Annotated in this window: 23 protein-coding genes; 11 read left to right on the forward strand and 12 right to left on the reverse strand. The window is 73.6% G+C overall.

All coding sequences use genetic code 11. The features are described from left to right. Positions 1-266 precede the first annotated feature (266 nt). The 5 genes from ACFXHB_RS03845 (at position 267) to ACFXHB_RS03865 (ending at position 4,758) form a co-directional block, all read left to right on the forward strand. Positions 267-707 carry a hypothetical protein gene (locus ACFXHB_RS03845; protein ID WP_380571846.1) on the forward strand — a complete coding sequence of 147 codons (441 nt, stop codon included), beginning with the start codon at positions 267-269 and terminating at the stop codon, positions 705-707. Continuing rightward, positions 704-1,231 carry a hypothetical protein gene (locus tag ACFXHB_RS03850; RefSeq protein ID WP_380571848.1) on the forward strand — a complete coding sequence of 176 codons (528 nt, stop codon included), beginning with the start codon at positions 704-706 and terminating at the stop codon, positions 1,229-1,231. Before ACFXHB_RS03845 ends, ACFXHB_RS03850 begins: the two co-directional genes overlap by 4 nt. 48 nt (positions 1,232-1,279) lie before the next feature. Then, entirely contained in the window at positions 1,280-2,875 is a 1,596-nt protein-coding gene (locus ACFXHB_RS03855) for a trypsin-like serine protease (protein ID WP_380571850.1), read from the forward strand. Positions 2,876-3,238: 363 nt separating this feature from the next. Beyond that, complete coding sequence (locus ACFXHB_RS03860) at positions 3,239-4,147, forward strand: DUF4231 domain-containing protein (RefSeq protein ID WP_380571852.1); 909 nt, start codon at positions 3,239-3,241, stop codon at positions 4,145-4,147. Positions 4,148-4,374: 227 nt separating this feature from the next. Beyond that, positions 4,375-4,758: a hypothetical protein gene (locus ACFXHB_RS03865; RefSeq protein WP_380571854.1), complete on the forward strand. Its 384-nt coding sequence runs from the start codon at positions 4,375-4,377 to the stop codon at positions 4,756-4,758. Between the two features lie 690 nt (positions 4,759-5,448). Here the strand turns inward: ACFXHB_RS03865 and ACFXHB_RS03870 are convergent. The 3 genes from ACFXHB_RS03870 to ACFXHB_RS03880 form a co-directional block, all read right to left on the reverse strand. After that, positions 5,449-5,889 carry a VOC family protein gene (locus ACFXHB_RS03870; protein ID WP_380571856.1) on the reverse strand — a complete coding sequence of 147 codons (441 nt, stop codon included), beginning with the start codon at positions 5,887-5,889 and terminating at the stop codon, positions 5,449-5,451. 157 nt (positions 5,890-6,046) lie between these two features. Further along, positions 6,047-6,199 (reverse strand): hexameric tyrosine-coordinated heme protein, encoded by a 153-nt coding sequence (locus ACFXHB_RS03875; protein ID WP_380571858.1) that lies wholly within the window; start codon positions 6,197-6,199, stop codon positions 6,047-6,049. A gap of 177 nt (positions 6,200-6,376) precedes the next feature. Then, on the reverse strand, positions 6,377-7,051 hold the full coding sequence (locus tag ACFXHB_RS03880) for a TetR/AcrR family transcriptional regulator (protein WP_380571860.1): 675 nt from the start codon (positions 7,049-7,051) through the stop codon (positions 6,377-6,379). Positions 7,052-7,161: 110 nt separating this feature from the next. Between ACFXHB_RS03880 and ACFXHB_RS03885 the strand changes: the two genes are divergently transcribed. After that, the gene (locus ACFXHB_RS03885; RefSeq protein WP_380571862.1) at positions 7,162-8,124 is read left to right on the forward strand and encodes a zinc-binding dehydrogenase; all 963 of its coding nucleotides are present in this window, start codon (positions 7,162-7,164) and stop codon (positions 8,122-8,124) included. 162 nt (positions 8,125-8,286) lie between these two features. Here the strand turns inward: ACFXHB_RS03885 and ACFXHB_RS03890 are convergent, their stop codons facing one another. Beyond that, positions 8,287-9,213 carry an NmrA/HSCARG family protein gene (locus ACFXHB_RS03890; RefSeq protein ID WP_380571863.1) on the reverse strand — a complete coding sequence of 309 codons (927 nt, stop codon included), beginning with the start codon at positions 9,211-9,213 and terminating at the stop codon, positions 8,287-8,289. Positions 9,214-9,316: 103 nt separating this feature from the next. Between ACFXHB_RS03890 and ACFXHB_RS03895 the strand changes: the two genes are divergently transcribed. Further along, a complete protein-coding gene (locus tag ACFXHB_RS03895; protein ID WP_380571865.1) occupies positions 9,317-9,877 on the forward strand; it encodes a TetR/AcrR family transcriptional regulator in 561 nt (186 codons plus the stop codon). Positions 9,878-10,025: 148 nt separating this feature from the next. Here the strand turns inward: ACFXHB_RS03895 and ACFXHB_RS03900 are convergent, their stop codons facing one another. The 7 genes from ACFXHB_RS03900 to ACFXHB_RS03930 all read right to left on the reverse strand — a co-directional run bounded on the left by ACFXHB_RS03900 (position 10,026) and on the right by ACFXHB_RS03930 (position 17,450). Continuing rightward, a complete protein-coding gene (locus ACFXHB_RS03900) occupies positions 10,026-10,463 on the reverse strand; it encodes a TIGR03618 family F420-dependent PPOX class oxidoreductase (RefSeq protein ID WP_380571867.1) in 438 nt (145 codons plus the stop codon). A gap of 191 nt (positions 10,464-10,654) precedes the next feature. Continuing rightward, a complete protein-coding gene (locus ACFXHB_RS03905; protein ID WP_380571868.1) occupies positions 10,655-12,061 on the reverse strand; it encodes an RICIN domain-containing protein in 1,407 nt (468 codons plus the stop codon). Between the two features lie 937 nt (positions 12,062-12,998). Beyond that, positions 12,999-13,439, reverse strand: a complete 441-nt coding sequence (locus ACFXHB_RS03910) for a hypothetical protein (RefSeq protein WP_380571869.1) — start codon at positions 13,437-13,439, stop codon at positions 12,999-13,001. 136 nt (positions 13,440-13,575) lie between these two features. Further along, a complete protein-coding gene (locus ACFXHB_RS03915) occupies positions 13,576-14,361 on the reverse strand; it encodes a DUF4328 domain-containing protein (RefSeq protein WP_380571870.1) in 786 nt (261 codons plus the stop codon). Positions 14,362-14,941: 580 nt separating this feature from the next. Next, positions 14,942-15,919: a GNAT family N-acetyltransferase gene (locus tag ACFXHB_RS03920; RefSeq protein WP_380571871.1), complete on the reverse strand. Its 978-nt coding sequence runs from the start codon at positions 15,917-15,919 to the stop codon at positions 14,942-14,944. Continuing rightward, on the reverse strand, positions 15,912-17,174 hold the full coding sequence (locus ACFXHB_RS03925) for a YcaO-like family protein (RefSeq protein WP_380571872.1): 1,263 nt from the start codon (positions 17,172-17,174) through the stop codon (positions 15,912-15,914). The genes ACFXHB_RS03920 and ACFXHB_RS03925 overlap by 8 nt, the downstream gene beginning before the upstream one ends. A 144-nt stretch (positions 17,175-17,318) precedes the next feature. Continuing rightward, positions 17,319-17,450: a hypothetical protein gene (locus ACFXHB_RS03930; protein ID WP_380571873.1), complete on the reverse strand. Its 132-nt coding sequence runs from the start codon at positions 17,448-17,450 to the stop codon at positions 17,319-17,321. 158 nt (positions 17,451-17,608) lie between these two features. Here ACFXHB_RS03930 and ACFXHB_RS03935 point away from each other — a divergent pair, with 158 nt between their 5' ends. Then, the gene (locus ACFXHB_RS03935) at positions 17,609-18,601 is read left to right on the forward strand and encodes a cupin domain-containing protein (RefSeq protein WP_380571874.1); all 993 of its coding nucleotides are present in this window, start codon (positions 17,609-17,611) and stop codon (positions 18,599-18,601) included. Positions 18,602-18,662: 61 nt separating this feature from the next. On the opposite strand, the gene ACFXHB_RS03940 is transcribed toward ACFXHB_RS03935, so the two are convergent. Next, entirely contained in the window at positions 18,663-19,586 is a 924-nt protein-coding gene (locus ACFXHB_RS03940) for a LysR family transcriptional regulator (protein ID WP_380571875.1), read from the reverse strand. Between the two features lie 208 nt (positions 19,587-19,794). Here ACFXHB_RS03940 and ACFXHB_RS03945 point away from each other — a divergent pair, with 208 nt between their 5' ends. From ACFXHB_RS03945 to ACFXHB_RS03955, 3 genes are all read left to right on the forward strand, one after another. Further along, entirely contained in the window at positions 19,795-21,117 is a 1,323-nt protein-coding gene (locus ACFXHB_RS03945) for an FAD-dependent monooxygenase (protein ID WP_380571876.1), read from the forward strand. A 230-nt stretch (positions 21,118-21,347) separates the two neighbouring features. Then, positions 21,348-21,530, forward strand: coding sequence for a hypothetical protein (locus ACFXHB_RS03950; RefSeq protein ID WP_380571877.1), 183 nt, complete (start codon positions 21,348-21,350; stop codon positions 21,528-21,530). Between the two features lie 262 nt (positions 21,531-21,792). Continuing rightward, positions 21,793-22,236 carry a nitroreductase family deazaflavin-dependent oxidoreductase gene (locus ACFXHB_RS03955; RefSeq protein WP_380571878.1) on the forward strand — a complete coding sequence of 148 codons (444 nt, stop codon included), beginning with the start codon at positions 21,793-21,795 and terminating at the stop codon, positions 22,234-22,236. Positions 22,237-22,462 lie beyond the last annotated feature (226 nt).

Consider the following 22,462-nt stretch of genomic DNA (forward strand, 5'->3'; position numbering starts at 1 on the left):
GATCTGCAGAATCCTGCAGTATAGGGCTGGTTTCCGGCCAATCTGACGGTGCATCGGAGGCCCACTCGCATACCCGTCCATGCCCTACACTTTGATCTCGCCTTACCTGTCGCCGGCCCGGCGCCCGGGAACTCCTCCCGACCGCACCGGAAAGCGACCCACCGCATTTGCTCGCAAGCCCACCGGAACCACGCAAGGGAAGAATGAAGATGAAGCCTCTTATACGGTGTGGTGTTGCTTTTGCCGCGTGTGCCACGGCGGCGGCCGTGGGTGTGCCCGCCCTGGCCTCGGCCGAAGGCACGCCCCAGGACGCCTCCGCTGCCCCTCTGGCCGTCGAGGACTTCGCCTACCCCGGGACCTCACCGTTCCCCGCGCTGAAGCTGTTCCGCGGCGACGGGCACATCGTGCTGGCCGACTGCTCCGGCGCCACCCAGATCAAGCTCTACAGCCGCGCGGTGGGCTCGGCCGGACCCGCCGCCTGCTTCCGGGTCACTGGTCCCACTGGCCACCTCACGCTCGAGTTGCCACAGACCTTCATCGTGCAGACCGTCGAGTACGCGGTGAGCGCCCGCCTCACCAACGACGTGGGCCTGAGCACCACGGTCGACGTGCCGAGCAACACCATGCAGAACGTCGCCGAAGGCCTGGGCCAGAAGCCCGCCGCCCTGGTCGAACTGCGGGTCGGCCGCACGGTCGACGCGCCGTGACCGACCGCCCGCGCCCGGGAGGGATCCTCGCGAGTCGCCGTATCGGCGCCCTGCTCGCCTCGCTCGCCGCTACCGCCGTACTCACCACCGGGGCATCCGTACTCGCTGTGGCCGACACCACTGCGCCCCCCTCTCCGCCGGGCGACAACACCATCGCCCCGCCCTCGGTCGAGGACTTCGGCTACCCCGGCGCAAGCGGCATCACCAACGTCAAGCTGCTGCGCGGCGACGGACACCTCCTGCTGACCGACTGCGCCCAGTCCAGCCACATCCAGATCTGGACCCGCGCACCGGGCAACAAGGACAACAAGGTGTGCTTCACCGCCACCACCGCTACGGGCTCACTCACCCTGGAACTGGCCGATGTCTTCGTCGTCCAGACCTCCGGCCACTCCGTACGGGCCGGCCTCACCGCCGGTGGCACGACCCAGACCCTGGACATTCCCAAGGACGGCTTCAAAGCCGTCGGAGAAGGCCTCGGCCAGGCCCCGACCAGCGTCGTCGAACTCCACGTCACCGGCTGACCACGACCGCCGGACACGTCAATCTTCGAGACCGAGGAAACCACCTCAATGATTCCCAAGTCCTCTGCCCGCGCCCGAGTTACCGGACTGCTGGCCGCGACGATGACCGTCGGCGCACTGGGCACCTTCTCTGCCGCGCCCGCCGGGGCCGTCGCCGCCGACCCGGCCTCCGACGGCGCCTACGCCTACACCGCCAAGCTCACCATCGGCGACAACGTCCGCACCTGCACCGGCACCCTGGTGGACCGCAACTGGATCATCACCGCCGCGTCCTGCTTCGCCGACGACCCCGCGCAGCCCGCCGCCCTGCAGACCGGCGCGCCCAAGTGGAACACCACCGCCACCGTCGGCCGCACCGACCTCACCACCGGCGCCGGCCAGCAGGCCGGCATCGTCGAGCTGGTGCCGCGTCAGGACCGCGACCTGGTGATGGCCCGCCTGGCCACGCCGATCGACGGCATCACCACCCTGCCGCTGGCCACCACCGCAGCCACCACCGGCGAGAGCCTGCGGGTGCCCGCCTACGGCCGCACCAAGACCGAGTGGGTCCCCGACAAGCTCCACAGCGGCGCCTTCACCGTCGACGCCGTCACCGCGAACGCGGTGAGCACCACCGGCACCGCCGGCGCCGCCGTCTGCAAGGGCGACACCGGCGCCCCGGTCGTCCGCGAGGTCAACGGCAAGGCCGAACTCGCCGCCGTCGCCTCCCGCTCCTGGCAGGGCGGCTGCTTCGGCAGCACCGAGACCCGCACCGGCGCCAGCAACACCCGCGTCGACGACCTCGGCGCCTGGGTGAAGAGCGTGAAGGCCTCCCGCCCGGCCAGCAGGCTGTTCGCCGTCGGCGGCGACAGCCAGATCTGGACCAACGAGGGCTCCTACAACACGAACCTGTGGAGCACCTTCGACGCGGTGCCCGGCAGCGCCAACACCCAGCAGGTCAGCTCGGTCGCCATCGGCAACACCGTGCGCCTGTTCACCGTCGGGACCGACGGCCGGATCCGGACCGCCACCGGCGACTACACCGCCAGGACCTGGAGCGGCTTCTCGGCCCTGCCCAGCAGTGGCATCCGCCAGGTGACCGCCGTCGCGATCGGCACCACCGTGCACCTGTTCGCCATCGGCGGCGACCAGCGGATCTGGACCTCCGACAGCACCGACGGGGGCGCCTGGAGCACCTTCGAGCCGCTCCCCAGCAGCGGCATCCAGCACATCACCGCCACCGCCGTCGGCAACACCGTGCGCCTGTTCGCCGTCGGCGGCGACCAGCGGATCTGGACCACCACCGGCGACTACACCGCCAACACCTGGAGCACGTTCGAGGCCATCCCGAGCAGCGCCATCCAGCACATCGCCGCCACTACCGTCGGTACCACCGTGCGCCTCTTCGCCGTCGGCGGCGACCAGCGGATCTGGACCACCGACAGCACCGACAACGGCCCGTGGACCACCTTCGACGCGGTTCCCGACGCCAGCGGCGTCAAGCAGGTCGCCGCCACCACCGTCGGCGACACGATCCGCGTGCTCGCCATCGGCAGCGACGACCAGATCTGGACCGCCGACAAGAAGGCCGACGGAAGCTGGACCACCTTCTACGCCGTCCCCAGCAGCGCCATCCAGAGCGTCACCGCCGCACCCGCGGGCTGACCGCGCGGCACGCATCCTTCCGGTGGGGTGGGGTGATCGATCGAACCCAACACCCCACCCCACCGGCACACCGTCACCACGTCCGGCTCAACCCCGGAGCGGATCGCCCATCGCCTTGGGGAGAGCGACTTCCCCGACGCCCACGGCTGGACGGAGGAGTGGCCACTCGCCCCGGCCCATCAGAAGACGACACCACACTCCCCGCCTCACCCTGGCACGCGAGGGCGGTCCCGCCTTCGACCTCCTTCTCCTCACGCCGCACCGCACCTCTCATGGTGACGATCCGTCATATTCGCCGGACACGCCCGCCCGGAAGCACCTAGGGTGGCGGGACCGACCGCTCATCCCGCCCGAGGAGCAACCGTGTCCACTCCTCCGCACGAAACGTTCACCTGGCAGCAGCTGCCGCCCTTCTTCCAGGACGCCGACGCCGAGGCGGTCCGGTCGAAGCGGCGCTACCTGGGACAGCTCCGGTTCAACCTCCTGATCCTCTTCCTCGCGGCGACCGTCGGCGCGGTCACCTTCCGGCCCTTGGGCAGCACGGTCGACTGGGCGGGGTTCGCGGCCGCGCTCGCCTTCGTCGCCTCCCTGCTGCTGCGCCTCTACATCGTCGAGCAGCGCGACGAACGCCGCTGGTACGAGAGCCGGGCCGCCGCCGAGTCGTGCAAGACGCTGGCCTGGCGCTACGCGGTGTGCGGGGCCCCCTTCCCCGAGAGCATGCCGGCCGACGAGGCACGGCGACTGTTCGTCGCGCGCCTGCGCGAGATCAGCCTCGGCCTGGAGATCGTCGACGTGTCGGCCGGCCTCGACATCAACGAGGCGATGGAGCGGTGCCGGTCCGCCGGCAGGAGCGAGCGGATCCGGATCTACCGCACCCAGCGCCTCGCGGAACAGGTCACCTGGTACGCGCGCATGGCCAGGCTCCGGGACCGGCAGTCGCGCCTCTGGCGACGGCTCGCGCTGCTCGGGGAGATGGTCGGCATCGTCGCGGGCGTACTGAAGGCGTACCGCGTGTTCACCATCGACCTGCTCGGCGTGGTCAGCGCCGGGGTCGCGGGGCTCACCGCCTGGGCCCAGGCGCAGCGGCTCGAAACCGAGGCCTCCGCCTACAGCCTGACCGCGCGGGAGATCCGGCACATCCTCTCCCTCACCGACAGCGAAGCGGACGCGGAGGCATGGGGGACCTTCGTCGACCAGGCCGAGGCGGCGATCTCGCGCGAGCACACCATGTGGGCGTCCGGCCGAACCGGGCGCATCGGGCCGAGCGACTGAGGGGCCGCATCGGCGCCGGGCGCACCGGGCCCGGGCGAGCGGACACGGCGGGACGGGCCAAGCCGCGGGGACCGCGACCACCAGAGCGCACGAGGAGCGGCACCGGGCGTACGCCCCTTCCAGAGGCCTGTCTGCGGATTCGGCCGCGCCGGGGCCGGTTCCTGGCCGATGATGTGATCTGTTCGGCGGCCGGGTCACCCGGCCGGACCAGACGGAAGGGGCCGCGTATGGGGATGACCAGCGGCACCGGTCTGCACGGCCGCCCCTGGCCCGAGCTGACACCCGAGCGGCGCCCGGTCCTGGTCGTCCCCGCCTTCCCCGGCCGGCTCATGATCCTCGACGACGGCTGGACCCCCCACGTCGGCGAGCCTCGGCCCGCCTGGTCCGCCGTCCTCGACGGCCACCGGCTGACCGTCCTGCGGCCCGGCGGCCAGACCTGGTACGACGACGAGATCACCACCACCCACGAATGGCGGCGCGCTGTCCGCGCACACGCCACCCTGCTCCTGATCACCGGCTCCTTCACCGGCCCCCGCGACCTCCGGACCGCCGCCGCGTCCGGCCGGCTGCTCCTCCTGACCACACCGATCCGGCTCACCCACACCCCCTGACCCGCCGGCCCGAGGGAGGCCGTACGCGGGCGGGCGACCAGGCACCGCGCTGCGCCTCCGAATGAGGTGACGGGGAACCGCGTCCACCCACTGCCCCGCGCATGCCGCTCGCCGGCCGGTGTTCACGGCTCTGCCGAACCTCCTGCGGTCGGAGGCCGGGAGGGGAGCCGGCACGACCCTCGGGAGGGCGAACCGCGGCCGGAGCGGCGGCGCCCGGGGTTCGACGGCACAGTGGACAGAGCCCCGGTCGAAGCCGGACCGGTCGCAGAGCGCCATGCCGTCTTGACGTCGCGACCCCCGCACGAGCGACCACAGCCGTGTGGTGGGGCCGGCCGGGCCGCCCCTCCACCAGCGGGCTCGATCCGATCCTCGTCCCCCGGAGGTCCGATGCACGCAGGCGTCGTGGTCGCCGTGCACCCCGGCGTGGAGGATCTCGCCGCGCAGGCCGAGGAGTTGGGCTTGCGCAGCTTCTGGGTCAATGACTCCCCCATGGTCCACGGTGACCCCTTGGCCGCGCTGCACGGTCCCAAAGCCGCCACCGTCGCCGGCCACCTCGGCACCGGCCTCCGCACCCGCATCACGGCCCTGGAACGGGCAGGCGTCGACCGAACTCCTCGTCCAACCGGTGATCCGACCCACCCACCGAGATGGCCCGACTCGCCGAACCCCTCGCCTGAGCGGCTCGGCTTCTCAGCGCAGCCGCTCGGCAAGTCCGACGATGATGCCCTCCGGGCCGCGCAGGTAGCAGAGCAGATAGCTGTCCTCGAACCGGGCGATCTCGCCGACGAGTTCGGCGCCGTGCGGACGCAGCCGGGCGACGGTGTCCTCGATGTCGTCGACCGCGAACATGACGCGGTGCGTGCCCAGAACGTTGTGCGGCCGGTCGCGCGGCCCGGCGTCGATCACCGTGGGGCTGCGGTACTTCGCCAGCTCCAGCCGGCTGTGACCGTCGGGGGTCCGGAGCATCGCGATGTCGCAGCGGACGCCGTCGAGTCCGGTGCACTGGTCGGCGAAGGGGCCCTCGACCTCTCCCCTGCCCTCCAGCTCCATGCCGAGCTCCACGAAGTACGCGACGGCGGCGTCCATGTCCTCGACGACGATGCCGACATTGTCCATCCGCTGGATCGCCATGCGGGTCTCCCCTTCCTCGTGCGGCCGGGGTGGCCGCGGCTGTCCCTGGGACGGAACCGCCGGCTCGTTCTCGACATCCGCGGGCCGAGGCGCGACCCGGACTCCTGCGGAGGGGTACCGCTGCTGAAACCCGCGCGCCGGGCGGCCGCGGCAGGGCTCAGGAGCGCCAGTAGTCGTTGGCGGCCGCGATGGTCTGGAACTCGACGGCGACCGTGTGGGCGGCGGCGATGAGGCTGTCCGGGTTCGTCGAGTAGTTCGGACGGCCGCCCTTGAGAACGTCCAGATCGGGCTGGAGGTTGGAGGTTCTCATCCAACGACCCCCGCTGCACATTTGTGTTCGATGATGGTCGATGCAACATCTACCGGAGTGGGCAGAATTCCTGCGGCCTCACTCCACCGCACCACCGTCCGACGATCCACCCCAGGGGTGGTGGGCGGCATCAGCCTGGTCTCCGGCCTGCGGTGCCCCGGCACCCGTGGGGGCGGTTCACGGCGTACCGGGCGGGTGGGCGAGCCGTAGGCGCGGCGCCGGCGGCAGGGGCGCGGGGGCTCCTGGTTCGGGTGCGGCGCGGAACGCCTCGATCACGTACGCCGCGAAGCGGCGGGAGGCCGCGAGCCGGGCAGGGCCCGGAGCGTCGTGGAGGCCCCGGTGGGCCGTGAGCATGAGGATCAGGTCGTCGACGACGAAGTCCGCGCGGAGCCGGCCGGTCTCCCGGGCACGGCGGGCCAGGTCCGCGATCGCCCGCTCGGCCTGCTCACGGCCGGCGGCGACGTCCGTGGCGTCGGGGTGGGCGGCCATGAAGGCGTCGGCGAACCCCCGGCTGTGGGCGTGGAGTTCGCAGATCCGCTCGATCAGGCTCCGGAATCCGTGCCACGGGTCGGGGTCCGCGAGGGCGTCGTGGACGGCGGTGCGGCAGGCCCGGCGTTGCTCGGCGAAGGTCTCGGCGATCAGGGCCTGCTTGGTCGGGAAGTGCCGGTAGAGCGTGGCGTGGCCGACCTCCGCGTGCCGGGCGATATCGCGCATGGGCGCGCCCAGGCCGCTCCCGCCGAACACGGTGCGGGCGGCGGCCAGGATGCGGGCCCGGTTGTCGCGGGCGTCGGAGCGTGGGGTCCGAAGCACGTGGGCGTCGGAGCGTGCGGTCCGAGGCAAGTGGGCGGTCATCGTGTCTCGTTTCGGCCGGGCGGACGGGGCGGTTCGTTACGTTCCGACGGTGGTGCTGTCGCACGGTGGCAGCAGCGGTGTCCCTTCGTCCAACGGCCCGAGGAGCAGAGATGAAAGCCGTCGTCATCGAGAAGTTCGGAGACCCCGGTGGTCTGGAGGTGGTCGACCTGCCGGTGCCCGTACCGGCTCCGGGGCAGGTGCTGGTCGCCACGGAGGCGATCGGGGCAGGTGGTGTGGACGCCGTGATCCGCCGGGGCACGCTCGCCGCCTACGGCTTCCGGGCGGGCCACGTCCTGGGCAGTGAGGTCGCGGGGCGCGTCACGGCGGTGGGCGAGGGCGTGGACGCCCGGTGGATCGGGCGGCGGGTGTGGGCGTTCACCGGCCTGTCCGGCGGGTACGCCGAGCAGGCCGTCGCCCCGGTCGGCGACGTCGTCGAGCTGCCCGACGATCTGGCCGCCACCGACGCGGTCGCCCTCGGCGGTTCAGGGGTGGTCGCCCACTTCGCGCTGGACCGGGCCCGCTTCACGGCCGGCGAGACGGTCCTCGTCCGGGGTGCGGCCGGCAGCATCGGGATCACGGCCGTCCAGCTCGCCGCCCGGGGCGGCGCGGGCGCGGTGGCGGTCACCACCTCGTCGGCCGGGCGCGGCGAGCGGCTGAAGGAGCTGGGCGCCACGCACGTCCTGGACCGCGCGGGTGAGGGCGGCCCGGCTGCACCGGCGGGCTTCGACGTCGTCGTCGACGTGGCGGGAGGTCCCCAACTGTCGCAGTTCCTGGACAGGTTGAACCCCAACGGGCGGTACGTGGCCGTCGGTGTGGTGGGCGGGCAGCCGCCGGCGGACTTCGGCATGCGCCTGATGGACGCCTTCCGCAGGTCACTGTCGTTCGCCACCTTCAGCTCCGACACCGTGCCCGGCCCGGACCGGCAGGCCGTTCGGGCGACCCAGTTCGCCGACGCCGCGCGCGGGGACCTGCGCACCGTGGTCCACGAGGTGCTGCCGCTGGACCAGGCGGCCCGGGCTCACCGTGCGATGGACGAGGGGGTGGTGTTCGGGAGAGTCGTACTGGCGCCCTGAACCCGCCTCCGCACCCGGAGGGTTGGTGATGATCGGCTGTTCCGGCCGGTCGGTGACAGGAGCCGCCTACGCTGAACCCGGCCGGGCCCCTGGCCCGCAGCGGCGGGGCCGGCGGTCAGGGCCGCCGACGGTCCGCGGCCCTGACCGCCGGCCCCGGGGGCGTCACACCCGGTCGTGCCCGGTGGGGCCGTTCGCGAGGTGCGCTCGCGCCCAGGTCTCGAAGGTGGTGAGGGGCAGGCCGAGCTCCCGCGCGTACTCGGGCCGGGCGGGCTGGGGGACGTCGTTGACGCTGGCCTGGGCGAAACCCATGGCGGGCATCCCGGCGGCGGTGGCCTGCGCCTCGGTCATGTCGGGGGCGGTGAGCTCGGTGCCGAGGGCGAGGGCGAGCACTGCGGCGATGTCCGCCATGGCCAGGATGTCGCCCGCGAGTTCGAGTTCCACCCCGTCGAACCGCTCCGGCGCGGCGACGGCCGCCGCGGCGGCGGTGCCGATGTCGTCGACGGCGATCAGGGAAAGGCGGGTCGAGGGCTTCAGCAGGCTCACCAGGCCGCCGCCGATTCCCCGGGGGAACATGATCGCGGCGGAGGGGTGGAAGTTCTCCATGAAGAAGCCCGGCTTGAGGAGGGTCCACCGCTCGAAGCCCGCCTCGCGGACCCGGTCCTGGATCCCGGCCTTCGCGGCGTAGTAGGGCTGCATCCAGGCCCACCGGTCGATGGTCCAGTCGACGTGCTGCCCTGCGCCGGAGACGGAGGTGTGGACGAACTGCGGCACCCCGGCGGCCCGCGCGCCCTCGATGAGGTTGACGGCCTGCGCGACCTCGCCCTCGAACCCGCGGCCGTCCAGATCGGGCATCTGGACGGAGAAGACGGCGCGCGCCCCTTCGGCGGCCCGGGCCACCGAGTCACGGTCGTCGAGGTCGCCGGTGACCAGTTCGGCGCCGAGCGCCGCTACGGCTCCGGCCCGGGCCGTCCCTGGGTCGCGGACCATCGCGCGTACGGCGACGCCACCCCTCAGCAGGGCGCGGGCGGTGGCGCCGCCCTGCCGGCCGGTGGCGCCGACGACCAGGACGGGGGCTGGCTGTGTGCTCACGGGGACTCCTCACACGGCATCCGAACATAAACGGCGGGGCCCGCCGTTTATGTCGGGTACGATACGGCGGGCCCCACCGTTTAGCAACCACGGAGACGACACCATGACCGCCCAGCGCGCGGACGCCCGGCGCAACTACACGCGGATCCTCGCCGTGGCCGAGGCGGAGGTCGCCGCCCACGGCGTCGACGCCTCCCTCGAACAGATCGCCCGCACCGCCGGAGTCGGCTCGGCCACGGTCCGCCGACACTTCCCCGACCGCCGCGCCCTGTTGGAAGCGGTGTTCAGCCAGCGGATCGACGCACTCTGCTCCCGCGCCACCGACCTCGCCGACGCCGACGATCCCCGCGCCGCGCTCCTGGAGTGGCTGGCCGCGCTCACCACCTACGCGACCTCCGCCCGGGGCATGGCCGACGTGCTCCTCCCGGCCCCGACCGACTACGGGAGCCACGTCAACGCCTGCGCCGTACGCCTCGGAGGCGCCGTCGACCCGCTGCTGCGCCGCGCCGCCCTGGCCGGCGCGGTGGCACCGGACGTGACCACCGCCGACCTGATCTCGCTGGTCACGGGCCTCACCCTCGCCACCGAACACCACCCGGACCCGGCCGCCGAGGCACACCGGCTGCTCGCCCTGACCGTACGGGGGATCAGCCCGCGAGGATGAGAGGGGCGGACGGGCTTCGTGGTGGCGGGGGCGGCCGGGCCGACCGGAGTGGGTACCGCACGGCAACGACACGCGGTACCCACCCGTCACACCGACGTGACGCCGGCAGCCCGGGAGGACCCCGACCAGGCGCACCGGCGCCGTCGGGTCAGTCGGCGAACCGGGCGGCGGCCGGCAGGGGTTCGACCCCGACGACGCGGCGGATCCGGGTGGGCTCGACGAAGATCGTGACCCGCCGCTCACCCGGGACGAGCCAGCCGTACCGCTCGGCGCCGAGGTACTTGTGCGCGAGGCCGTCCATCTGCCGGTCGGCCTGCTCGCCGGTCACGAACTCGACGGCCCGGCCGTGGATCTGGATCCGGTCGAAGGGATCCACCGGATCGGCGTGGGAGAGGCACACGCGGGCGTCGTGGCGCAGGTTCCGCTCCTTGGTCCGGCCCAGGGACGTGTTGAAGAAGACCCGGTCACCCTCGATGTCGATCCACATCGGGGTGACGTGCGGGGCGCCGTCCGCCCCGGTGGTCGCCACGAACCAGATCCGCGGCTCCTCCACGCGTGCCCGGATCTCCGCCGTCCATCCGCTCATCGGCCCTCTCCCGCTCCGGTCCTGTGGCGGGCCCGGCATCTCCGCATCCGGCCACACCCGTCCGACGTGCCGTCAGCCTACGGAATCGACAGGCGTGTTGGCGGTCCGCAGCGCCCGTCGGAAGCCGATGAGAACGCACCGGGCACGTTCTCACCGGCCGGACGGCGCGGCCCCGGCGGCCTCGTGCGGTCTCAGGCCCGCACGAGGTCCCACACCTGGTTGGCGGCACCCGTGTTCGGCGCCTGGACCACCGCCGAGCCGGCCCCGCCGGAAGCGGTCAGGGCCATCCCGGAGTGCGCCAGGGTGATGCTGAACCCCCTGCCGTGGTCACCCCAGATACGGAAGGCCTCGTTGAGCCGGACCATGTCCCCCACACTGGCCGGGTCGGCCGTGTTCGCGGTGCACGCGTACTGGATGAGGCCGGTCGTCTGCGTGCTCGAACCGGGCACGTCCAGGCACTTGCCACTGTGCGACGGGCGCAGGTTCCAGCCGCCCAGGGTGGCCGTCAGGGTGAAGACCTGGTTGGCGTTACCCGTGTTCGTCCACGTGGTCGGCGCGACCCAGTCGTCCGTCGAGGAGCCGGGGATGTCGAGGTACAGGCCGGTGGCGCGGTTCACCAGTCGGTAGCCCCGGTTCATCTCGGGATCCCCGCCGGACCACGGCACCGGCAGGTGGTAGCCGCCGCCCCACTCGTAGTCCGCGTAGTACTGGACCCTCAGCCACGGCGCGTACTCGGACTCCTCCGTGTGGCAGTTGTCGGCGGAGGAACAGATCTCGTCGTCCCGCCGGGCGTAGGTGTCCAGGACGTCCCGCTTGCTCCGGTAGGCGGCGTCGTCCAGGTTCTCCGGCCCGGTTCTGGCCAGGTAGTCGCGGTAGAAGGTGACCCTCGGCCACGTCCCGCCGCGCCGGTGCAGCGCACCCGCCAGCAGCCGCGCGGCCGCGACGTGGTCGGAGTGGAACTTCCCGTCCCAGTCGGCCGTGTGGTGGTCCGCGGACGGGTCCACCGTGTTGATCACGGTCGGCCGGTAGTCGTCGATGACGCCCTGGACGAAGGCGAGCAACTGCTCACGCGACAACCGTTGCTGGACGGGGGCGTCGTCCCCCGGTATCGGCCAGGCCTCCCGGTTGTCCGCGTACAGTGCCCACAGCTGCCCCCTGCGCATCGTGCCGGCGCTGTTGGAAGCGCTCGCGTCCGGCACCCGGAGCTCGACCGTCGACACCCGCCCGCCCAGGCTCCACAACGCCGCCTGCACGCCGGCCCGCGCGTACCCACCGTGCACCCACGGCCCGACGATCCCCGACGCGCCCCGGTAGGCGTCCCGCACACCGAGCTCACGGCTCTCCATGTACGCGTACTTCGCGCCGTCCGTCGGGTGGAGACCCCAGCGATCGTAGTAGGAACCCACCAGGAACACCGTCCGCACACAGACGTCCGGGTCGCGGAGGTCGTTGATCAGATCCGGCGCCAGGAACAGCAGGTCGTCGTCGTGATGGGCGACGACGTTCAGCACCCGGCCCGCCTGGCACCCACCGGCCGCCACCGCACCCGTCGGCGACACACCACCGAGCCCCGCCACCACCAGAACGCCGGACAACACGGTCGAAACGCGGTGCGCGAAACGCACTTGTCCCCCTCAAGGCCACAGCTCTCATTCAGCGAGCGACTCGCCGATCGGACAGTCTTTCGCAGCGGTCGGGGGCCGGCCCCGCTGGGAGCCGGCGCCGGCAACCGCGCCGTTGTGCGGGCCGCCGGGCGGCCGCGGGGCGCCCACCCCGACGGAGTGTCGGCCGGGATGGTCGGTGCGCGGCGCCAAGTCGGGCTCTTTGACGTCGAATTGCTCGATCAGAGGCTATCCAGGCGGACTCGCCGTGCGGAACCGACTTCTCCCGGTCGTCAGCCCGATCCGCCGTGGTTGTCCCCGCAGATTCGCGACATTGCCGTGAACTCCGCCCAGGTGCGCCGTCGCTGGTCCCGCCGCTCGGCTTCCGCACCGGGTCGGAGTGGCTTCGCGCTGGGCGGTCGCGGGTCGGACGGCCCGCGGCCACCGAGCCGACCGAGCCGACCGAGGGTGCCTACGGTCCGACGGCGGAACTCGACGGCTCCCCTGACCAAGGGCTTTCGGCCCGCGATCTCGGCTGCGCCGGGCCCGGGCGGAGACGGCCACCGTCCGCGGAGAGGAACACCGTCGGCGGAGACTGTGACCGTCGGCGCGGGCGGAGCGGCAGGGTTGGCGGAAGTGCCGGTCGGGCCTGTGCGACCAGGCAGCAGGCCCGACCGCACAGGTCGTTCAGCACAGGTCTTTCAGCATGGGCTACTCGGCACGGGCTACTCGGCACGGGCTACTCGGTACAGGCCGCTCGGCAGACCGGCGCGCGCCGGCGTCGTCGTGGGACGCCGCCGGCCGGCAGGGGCGTGCGGATGGTGGCTGCCGGATCCGGTGCGGTCCCGGGGGCGGCGAGGTCGGGCCGCGCCGGAGCAGGCCGATGTGCGCCGACCGTTCGACTCGGCGCGGGGGGTGTGCCGGTGATCCCCGGTCAGCGCCGGCCGGTGGACAGAATGACGAGGAACTGGCCGCCGCCCGCCTCGATGTCGGCGGACACCGGGAGCCCCGGCACCAGTCGGGAGAACCGGTCCACCAGCCAGTCCGCCGCCTCCTGGGCGTCCTGCCTGGTCGGGCAACGGCCCACCATCTCGCGGCCGCCCTTGCGCTCCAGCCGGGCGGCGACGGTGATCAGCGGCGCGGGCTCGGCCACGTACAGGCGCTCCGGCCAGGCGATGACCACCTTGACCGCGCCCTTGCGGGTGTTGCACCCGCGGTGCGCGAGCCGCTCGGCGACCTTCGCCTTCCGGTCGGCGGTCCGGCTGTCGACGCTCGGCCCCCGCGGGTCGTTCACCGACTTGTCAGGGTCGACCGGCTCGTCGCAGACCCAGCACCGCCAGTTGTCACGCTCGGCCACATCATCAAGAAGACTCACCCGAGCAACCTAGCCTGACCGGCCACGGCCTCGCACACCAGGGCAACGGACCGACCGGGACAGCGGGACCGTGCGGCGACGCGGCAGGCCGGCAGGCCCGTCCGAGGATGCGCTCCTCGGACGGACCCTTCGGCGGTCAGACGGAAGGCCGGGCCTCGGGCGTGGCCGGCTGCGGCGCCTCGGCGGCCGCGGGCACGGCGGCGGGAGCGGGCACGGCGGCGGGAGCGGCAGCGGCAGCGGGCACGGCGGCCTGGACCCAGGCCTCCTGGGCGGCCCTGGCCGCGAGCGGGTCGATGGCGGCGCGGCGGGCCTGCTGCATGGCGGTCAGCCGGTTGACCACCACGACCGCCGCGACCGCCGCGACCAGGCGCAGCGCCGACCCGGCGACCTCCAGCCGGATGGAGTCGCGCAGGCTTTCGAGGTCGCCGAGGCCCGCCGGTTCCACCGCGCGCACCATGCTGCCGGCGATCCGGCCGACGATCAGCGAACCGATCCAGGTGAACCACCACAGGCCCAGCGCCAGCTCGGAGGTCGTGCGCCGCCGTCCCTCCGCGTCCAGCGGCGCGCTCGCCCGCCAGCAGTCCGCCACCACCTGCCAGGGGAACCAGAGCATGACGACCGGGGTGATCCAGGCACCGATGGTCCAACCGCGCGCGAGACGGTGCCCGTTCGGGAGCAGCAGTTCGGCGTTCTGGCGGATGCGGTAGAGCCAGACGACGAACACCACGGCGGTGGCCAGCGCCAGGGGGAGGAACAGTGCGTTCACCCCGTTGGCCACGGATTCCAGGGCGTCGAAGTCCTCGAAATCGACGTCGCCCGACCCGTCCACCACCCGGCCCAGGAGCACGTCGGACCAGATGTCGACCGCGACGACCACCGCGGCCGCCGCGGCGTTCAACGCGAGCAGGGCGTAGACCGCCACGGCAAGGCCGTTCGCCGGACGCAGCGCCGCGGCCCATCCCGGAGCCGCCTCCGCGCAGCCGAAACAGCGGCCGCTCCCCGTCCCCACCGGACGCACCCCGCACGCCACACACATCATCAGATCGTCAACTCCTGAGAAGACCCACGTGCTCGACCACGCACGCGGGCACACCTCCGCCCCGATCGGGACGGGCGCGCCGACTCTAGGGGCTCGACGGCATCGACCGCCAACGAGATTTCCCAGCTCAGCGGCGGTATTGACGGATAACCGACGGACTGGTCCGATATGCGCGGCCCAGCGGACGGAGCCCGCCAGGTCCCTCTGATCACGTCCGCCGCGACCGGCCGGCGGCGGCCTCGCACGGGCGCCCGCAGGTCTGGTGACCCGGAACGGACGGATCCAGGAAGCGAGGGGCGGGCGACCGGGGCTCCCGACGCCCGGCCCGGCATCCTCACCGCCGGCTCCCGGTCCGGTGGTCCGCTTCCGGTTCGCCGAGGAGAACAACGGCGCCCTCGCCGCCGGGCGGACCTGCCGCCACCGCGGATCGTCCGCCCCGGCGTGACCTGTCCCGACCGCGCGGTCAGCCGCTCGACGTGAGGTCCAGCGCGTGCCCGGTCCAGGTACGGAAGGTCCGCGCGCCAAGGCGTTCGTAGAAGCCGGCGGTCGCCATCGCGTTGGTGGAGTCGACGTCCATGACGGCCCACCGGTAGCCGTCGTCCTTCGCACGGGCGAGCGTGTGGGTGAACACGGCCCGGTAGAGACCCCGCCCGTGCAGGTGGGGGCGGGTCCCGGCGTTGGCGAGGTACAGCTCGCGTTCCCGCCCCGGAGCGGCGAGTTCGGTGGCCAACAGGTAGCAGAGAAGCTCCCGGGCGTCGGCGGAGAGCAGCAGGAAGGAGGATTCGGGGCGGAAGTACGGGCTCCCGGTCATCGAGTGGCGCCAGGTCGCGGCCGTCATCGCGACGCTGCCCGGGTTGCGGGCGAAGATCTCGTTGCGGGCCGCCAGCAGCAGGGTGTCGTAGCGGTCGTCGAACGGCACCAGCACGGCCCCGGGGGGCAGCACCGGCGCGACCGCCGGCGCGTGCTCCGCCAGGTCGATCCGCATGCCCCGGTAGTGGCGGACCCGCCGGTAGCCCACCGCGTCGAGCGGCTCGGCGAGCCACCGCTGTCGGCTGTGCGTCCGGACGTGGAGCTCCAGCGGGGTGCCGTCGCCGAATCCCTCCCGGTGCCGTCGGACCGCGGTGCGGCGGCACCAGGCGAGCAGGTGTGCCATCGTGCCCGGGGTCCGGTGGGCGGGGTGCACGGCGATGTCCAGGGTCATCTCGTGGACGGGGTCGGCGTGTTCGCGCTTCCGGGTGACGGCGTACGCCACCGGTCCGGCGCCGGCCCACGCCGAGGTGGTGCCGCCGGCCAGGTCGATGCCCGAGGCCGCCCAGTCTTCGAGGAGGTCCGGTTCACCACGCCGGTCATCGGTGCGGTCGACCCGTTCGCAGGCGGCCAGCAGCCCCGCCACCCGGGCCGCGTCAGCGCGTTCCAGTGGCCGCCACACCGGCTCACTCACCCCGGACCACCGCGAGGCCGCGCTCGCCGGGCACCACCACCTGGCCGTCGGTGACCAGCATGAACCGCTCCAGGCCCGGCACCAGCACGTTGACGACGGCCATGTGCGAAGTGACGTAGTGGTCCCGCCAGTAGACCGCGAAGCCACGTTCCCTCAGGAGACCCACCAGCCGGTCGAGGTGCCCGCCCGGGGTGTCGGGCACCTCGGTCGGCTCGAAGGGCCGGACCTCGGCCGTGGCCAGCGCGGCGGTGAAGTCGGAGAGGTAGCAGGCGTGCAGCGCGGGATAGGGCCGGGTGTCGTCGCGCTGCTCGGGCAGCAGGTGCGCGTACTCCTCCCGCAGGTCCATGGTGCTGTGCAGCTGCACGAGTTCGCTCACCGCGCGGGAGATCGCGTACTCGCGGGAGAGCGACGCCCCCCAGCCGCAGATCCGGGCGGGCCGCCCCGGCGGCGCGCTCTGGTAGGCCGCGTAGGCTGGCACGCCCAGGTCGGTGGTCATGTCGATCAGGTGCACCGGACGGCCGGTGCGCGCGGCGGCGAACTCCACCAGCCCCGCGAGCGCGGCCGGCAGCGTCGCCGGGTCGACGACGGCCGGTACCCGCGGACGCGCGCGCAGGAAGGTGTTGATCAGCAGGAGGGAGAGCGCGTCGCGCTCGATCAGTTCGTTGATCGCGTGCACCGCCGCCTCGACCGGGTCGGCCCCGGCGGCCCAGCCGTTGTTGACGGAGTACCGGCCCACCGAACGGTAGTCGTAGCTGTCCCCGACCCGGCGGCGCAGGCCGTCCCCCGCCGGGCGCAGGTAGTCGGGCACGGAGAGGAACAGCGGCACGTCGAGGTCCGGACCGCCGAGCAGCGACCGGTACGGCAGGCAGCCGAGCAGCCGGTCCGACGCGTGGGCGAGCAGTGCCACGGCGACGTCCCGCCCGAGCGGGCCGGCGGCGAGACGGTGTGCGGACGCCAGCCGGATCCCCTCGGCATCGAGCCCCTCCACTCCGCTGAGATGGTGCTCCAGTGCCTCGAACAGGGCTCCCGCCCGCGCCTGCGCCCGGCCACCCTTGCCGAGCCCGAGACCGGTGCGCAGCGGCACGCCGTCACGCCGCAGGACGCACCGCCACGTTCCTGGGCTGCCGTCGAGGATCGGCGCCAGATCGGCCTCCAGGCCGAGGGCGGCGATCGCGGCCGCGGCCCTCCCGAACGCCTGCCGCGGCGCGAGGCCGCGCTCCCCGGCCTGGGGAGGTGCGCTGTGCGTGGTGGTCACGGCCGTCCCGTCTGTCGTGCTGGGTGTGTCGCGCTGGGTGTGCGCGCTGGATCCGTGGTGCTGATCGGAGGAGCGCCGGACCGCGGCCCTCGGCGTGCGAGCGGCCGCGGACCGGCGCCGTGGACCTACCGGCCGCCGGCCGGGTCAGTCCTCGTCGGTGGACTCGGCCGGCTCGGCCCGGACGACGCCGGCGAGTTCGGCGATGACGCCCTGCTCGGCCGCGGACAGCACGACCTCGTCCGGGTGAAACTTGTCGCGGTCCTGGAATCCGCCCATGGGAACTGCCTCCTGGAGTTCGTCCTGCGGCCACCGGTCAGCGGCCGGGTCCGGTCCGCACCGGATCCGGTGCGCACACGTCCCACCGCCGATCGTGTCCGGTTGACGACTCTGTGTGAATGCTTGCCCGTCCGCACGACTTGCGCGAGAGTCCGCGCATGGCTGCACCACGGTCGTCGCCCGCCCCCGGGAACGCGCCCCGGAGGGACTTCGTCGCCGACGCCCTCGAACTCACCGCCGTCCGCTGCGCCTCACCGCGTTGCGTGACCGGCGCCGGGGCGTGGGCCCTGGCCTTCCCCGCGCCGGGCCGGCCCACCGTCCAGGCCGTCGTCCGCGGCACCGTCTGGCTGACGGTGGACAGCGTCGAGCAGCCCGTGCGGCTGGAGGCCGGCGAGGCCGCGGTCCTCGCCGGCGACCGCCCCCACGGGCTGGCGAGCGGTCCGGAGCCGCCCGTGGCCGACGCGCCGGCACCGGTCCGCCCGAGCACGGCCGGCCCCTTCCTCCACGCCGGGGTCGAGGGCCGGGACGCCGTCGTCCTCGACGGCCGCCTGGAACTCGACCCCGCTGCCGAGGAGTTGCTGGTCGGCGCGCTGCCGCCGGTGCTGCGCCTCGGCGCGACGACGGCCGAGGCGCCCGCCGTCCGCTGGCTGCTGGCCCAAGCCCTGTGCGAGCTCGCCTCCGACCGGCCCGGGGCCTCCTTCGCCCTCGGCAACCTCGCTCCGCTGCTCCTCGTCCAGGTCCTGCGGGCCCTCCTCACCCACAGGGGTGCCGACAACCACCCGGCCGACCTGTTGCGCGCGCTGACCGACGAGCGCCTCGGGCCCGCCCTGCGCCTGATGCACGACGACCCCGCCCGCCCCTGGACCCTCGCCGAACTGGCCCGCGCGGCCGCGATGTCGCGCACCAGCTTCGCCCAGCGGTTCAAGGAACTGGCGGGCGTACCTCCGCTCGTCTACCTGCGGCGCCGACGGATGCGGCTGGCCCAGCGCGCCCTCCGCCGTACGGACGCGCCGCTCTCCGCCATCGCCGCCTCCCTCGGCTACGGCTCCGACAGCGCCTTCAGTACCGCCTTCAAACGGACCACGGGCCTCTCCCCCCGCCACTACCGCGAGGCCGGCCGCTCCACCCCGGACCGCCCCGCCCCGGGGTGACGGGAACGCGGGGGCGACGCGAACGCGGGGGCGACGCGAACACCCCCGACCGGGCCTGAGGTCACCCGGCGGCGCCGCCTGGGCCCGCGTCATCGCGCGCCGGGCCGTCCGACCGTTCCGTCCACAGGTCGAGAAAGGCGCGCAGCGGCGCGCTCGGCCGGGCGCCCGCGCGCCACACGAAGACCTTCCGCAAGCGGACGGCGGGCTCCAGCGGCACGACGACGAATCGCCGGTCGGCGGCGAGGACCGGGCTCGCGCCAGAGGTGAGGGCGGTGCCGATCCGCTCCGCGACCAGTGCGAGCTGGAGCGCGACGTCGTTCGTCGCGTACGCGACGTCCAGCCGCAGTCCCTCCGCGGCGAACGCGGCCCGGATGAACGCGTGCACCCCGCTGTCGGAGCCGTAGCTGATGACCGCGCCCCGGACCGCCTCGTCGAGGGGCATCGGACGGTCCGCGGGCCGGCTTCCGGCGGGGAGGACCGCGACGATCCGGTCCTCCAGCAGCACCCGCGAGACGACGCCGTCGGGTTCGCCGTCCGGCGGTCCCGCGACCACGGCCGCGTCGAGCTCCCCGGCGCGGACCTTGGCCAGCAGTGCGGGGCTCGACGCCCCGGTCAGGCTCACCGCGACCCGGGGGTACCGGCGGTGGTACTCCCCCAGCAGCCGGGGGACGTCGGTGCCTTCCAGCCCCCCGACGGTCCCCAGCGTGAACGAGCCCGCGAGCAGACCCGACCGCTCGGCGAACTCCAGGACCGCCGACGCGGCCGACGCCAGGCAGGCACGGGCGTGCGGCAGCAGGGCGGCTCCCCCGGAGGTGAGGACCACCTGCCGGGGCAGACGTTCGAACAGAGGCTCTCCCAGCTCCCGCTCCAAGGCCTGGATCTGCTGGCTGATCGCGGGCTGAACGACATGGCAGCGGGCCGCCGCCCTGGTGAACGACCGCTCCTCCGCCACCGCGACGAAGTATTCGAGCGTACGGAGCTCCATGGCCGACAACCTATCAATTCGGCGACCCGGCCGACGGGTTGCGAACGAGGCCGCCCAGAGCCGGGCGGGCCACGACGGACCCGGAGCGATCAGCGGTCGTGACGGCTGCCATCACCAACACCTATTGGACCCGTGCGGCGGGAACCCCGAAGCTGGTGGCCGGGTACCGGCCGGGCCCGCGGCTCCGGCGAAGCGCGAGGACAGACAGATGAGAGTGGCCGTCGTCGGCGGCGGCATCGCCGGACTGACCTGTGCCCTGAGCCTGCACGCCGCCGGCTTCGCGCCCCGGGTGTACGAGGCGGCGCGGAGGGTCGAGGCGGTCGGCGTCGGGATCAACCTGCTGCCGCACGCCGTCCGGGAACTCGCGGAGCTCGGCCTGGCGAACGAACTCGCCTCCGTCGCGCTGCCGCCGCACCGGCTGAACTACCACGACTGGACGGGCGGAACGGTCTGGGAGGAGCCGCTGGGACACGCGGCCGGTTACCGCTGGCCGCAGTACTCCGTGCACCGCGGCCGCCTCCAGTTGCTGCTCCTGGCCGCGGTCCGCGAGCGGCTGGGGCCGCACACGGTCCGCACCGGCATGCTGTTCCAGGGGTTCGAGCAGGACGCGGACGCCGTCCGCGCCCGTTTCCTGGACCGGACGAGCGGTCGGCCCGTGTTCGACACCGCCGACGTCCTGGTCGGCGCGGACGGCATCGACTCCGCGGTCCGCGGCCGGCTCTACCCGGACGAGGGTCTCCCGAACGGGAACGGTGTCCACATGTGGCGCGGGGTCACACCCCACCCGCGGGTCCTCGACGGCCGGTCGATCGTGGTGGCCGGAGGCACCCCCGGCGCGAAGTTCGTCGCCTACCCGATCGAGGACCGTGGGCCCGCGGGCGCCGACACCCTGGTGAACTGGGTCCTGGAGGTGCGGCACGGCCCCTCCGGACCGCCCCCGGGCGGCCCGGGCCGTCGCGTCCCCGCCGCGGAGGCCCGCGCCGGACTGTCGTCCTGGCACCTGCCGTGGATCGACCTCGCGGCGCTCGCCGAACGCTCCGCGGCGATCGTCGAGTACCCGATGGTCGACCGCGACCCCCTGCCGCGCTGGAGCTTCGGGCGGGTCACCCTCCTCGGTGACGCCGCGCACCCGATGTTCCCCATGGGCATGAACGGCGGCTCGCAGTCCGTCGTCGACGGCCGGGTGCTGGCCTGGTGCCTGGCGCGCGACGACGACGCCGTCGCGGCGCTCCACCGCTACGACCGGATGCGCCGACCGGCCGTCAACGCGATCGTGCTGGCCAATCGCGACCTGGGACCGGAGGAGAGCATCGCGCGGGCCGAGGAGCAGCCCGGATCGCTGCCCACCGGGCTGGCCGAGCGGATCGCGACCCGCTACAAGCAGCTGACCGGGGCCACCGTGACCCAGGTCAACACCCACTCGTCCTGGACGGTCCCCGCCGAGGCACTCGTCCAGGAGCCCGACCAGCCCGCTGAAGGACCCGGCGACCCCAGCGCCCACCTCACCCCCGGGGCGACAGGACCTCGATGATCGAGGCGATGTGTGAAGGCGTCATCCATGTGGCGTATTCGAGGTCGTGACGGGTCACCCACCTCCCCGGTCCAGGACCGGCCGTACCCCGCGACGCGCGACGGCGCCGCGGGGTACGGCCGGGTACCACGCCGCCGACCGCCGCCGACCGCTGCAGCCGCATCACCGCCGCCGACACCAGCGCGCCGGCCACCCAGGCCACCAGGGCGGCCTCCCACGGCCGGAGGCCGTTGCGCAGGGCCCATCGGCGGGCCAGCAGATGCGCGCACGGCGCCGCGAGCGCCACCACGGACACGGTACTGGACAGGCCTGCCGCCGAGGTCGGACGCAACCTCCGCGGCGCGGCGCCCGTCGTCCGGGAGAACGCCCAGCGCCTGATCGACGCCGCGCTCGACGGCCGGCTCGGGCCGTGAGGCCGATCCCCGCCGGAAGGGCCGACGCGAGCACGGCTCCGGGCCAGGGTCGGTCCGCACCAGGCCTCGGGCGGCGTGCTCGACCCCGACGGCCTCTCCCAGCAGGTTTCCGCCCCCCGCTGCCCCCGCGGTCTCCCGCGTTGTCCCCTTGGCGCGCCCCCGAGCTTGCCCGGACCGCCGGCCCCGGGGCGACCGTGCCCGGAGGCGTCGCCGGTCGTTGTCGACACTGTCGACCCGTTCCACACGAAGGCAGGCGAACACCGTGACCGACATCGACTGGGACCACCCCAAGGACCCCGCACCGGGCACCTGGCAGCTGGACCACGTCAAGCAGTACGTGGGCTCGAACGGCGCCGAGGGGCAGCGCTGGAACGGCACCCAGACCCTCCTGCTGACCACCGTCGGCCGGGTCTCCGGGCAGGCCGTGCGCACCCCGCTCATCTACGGCGAGGACAGCGGCCGCTACCTCGTCGTCGCCTCCAAGGGCGGAGCCGACGAGGCACCCCTGTGGTACCGGAACCTGGCGGCCGATCCCCGGGTCCGGGTCCAGGTCGGCCCGACCGTCGTCCAGGGCACCGCGCGCACCGCCACCCCGGCGGAGCGGGCCGCCTTCTGGCCGGTCATGGTGGGCCACTGGCCCGCGTACGAGGAGTACCAGGCCAAGACCGACCGCGAGATCCCGATCGTGGTCATCGACCCCGCCTGACCCGGCACGCACGGCGCCCGCGGGCAGGTGTGGGGCGGGGCCGGCCGGCGGCGGCCGGCCCCGCCCCGCGTGCCCCGGAGACGAACCCTCCGGAGCGCGGACCGACGCATGCGCCCGTCCGACCCGTCCGGTACCCCGGCCGCGGCGAATACCAGGTGGAAAGCGTGTGACGGTGACCGGCCCGCCGCGGCCGCCACCTCCGGTTCCCGACCACCAGGTCGGTGGC

This window comes from Kitasatospora sp. NPDC059327 (genome assembly GCF_042752535.1).
In the GTDB taxonomy this organism is placed as follows: Bacteria; Actinomycetota; Actinomycetes; order Streptomycetales; family Streptomycetaceae; genus Kitasatospora.

Excerpts from the sequence above, each read along its gene's own strand:
- ACFXHB_RS03855 (WP_380571850.1), top strand. The coding sequence starts at position 1,280 with ATGATTCCCAAGTCCTCTGCCCGCGCCCGAGTTACCGGACTGCTGGCC.
- ACFXHB_RS03865 (WP_380571854.1), top strand. The coding sequence starts at position 4,375 with ATGGGGATGACCAGCGGCACCGGTCTGCACGGCCGCCCCTGGCCCGAG.
- ACFXHB_RS03870 (WP_380571856.1), bottom strand. The coding sequence starts at position 5,889 with ATGGCGATCCAGCGGATGGACAATGTCGGCATCGTCGTCGAGGACATG.
- ACFXHB_RS03875 (WP_380571858.1), bottom strand. The coding sequence starts at position 6,199 with ATGAGAACCTCCAACCTCCAGCCCGATCTGGACGTTCTCAAGGGCGGC.
- ACFXHB_RS03880 (WP_380571860.1), bottom strand. The coding sequence starts at position 7,051 with ATGACCGCCCACTTGCCTCGGACCGCACGCTCCGACGCCCACGTGCTT.
- ACFXHB_RS03885 (WP_380571862.1), top strand. The coding sequence starts at position 7,162 with ATGAAAGCCGTCGTCATCGAGAAGTTCGGAGACCCCGGTGGTCTGGAG.
- ACFXHB_RS03895 (WP_380571865.1), top strand. The coding sequence starts at position 9,317 with ATGACCGCCCAGCGCGCGGACGCCCGGCGCAACTACACGCGGATCCTC.
- ACFXHB_RS03900 (WP_380571867.1), bottom strand. The coding sequence starts at position 10,463 with ATGAGCGGATGGACGGCGGAGATCCGGGCACGCGTGGAGGAGCCGCGG.
- ACFXHB_RS03930 (WP_380571873.1), bottom strand. The coding sequence starts at position 17,450 with ATGGGCGGATTCCAGGACCGCGACAAGTTTCACCCGGACGAGGTCGTG.
- ACFXHB_RS03935 (WP_380571874.1), top strand. The coding sequence starts at position 17,609 with ATGGCTGCACCACGGTCGTCGCCCGCCCCCGGGAACGCGCCCCGGAGG.
- ACFXHB_RS03940 (WP_380571875.1), bottom strand. The coding sequence starts at position 19,586 with ATGGAGCTCCGTACGCTCGAATACTTCGTCGCGGTGGCGGAGGAGCGG.
- ACFXHB_RS03945 (WP_380571876.1), top strand. The coding sequence starts at position 19,795 with ATGAGAGTGGCCGTCGTCGGCGGCGGCATCGCCGGACTGACCTGTGCC.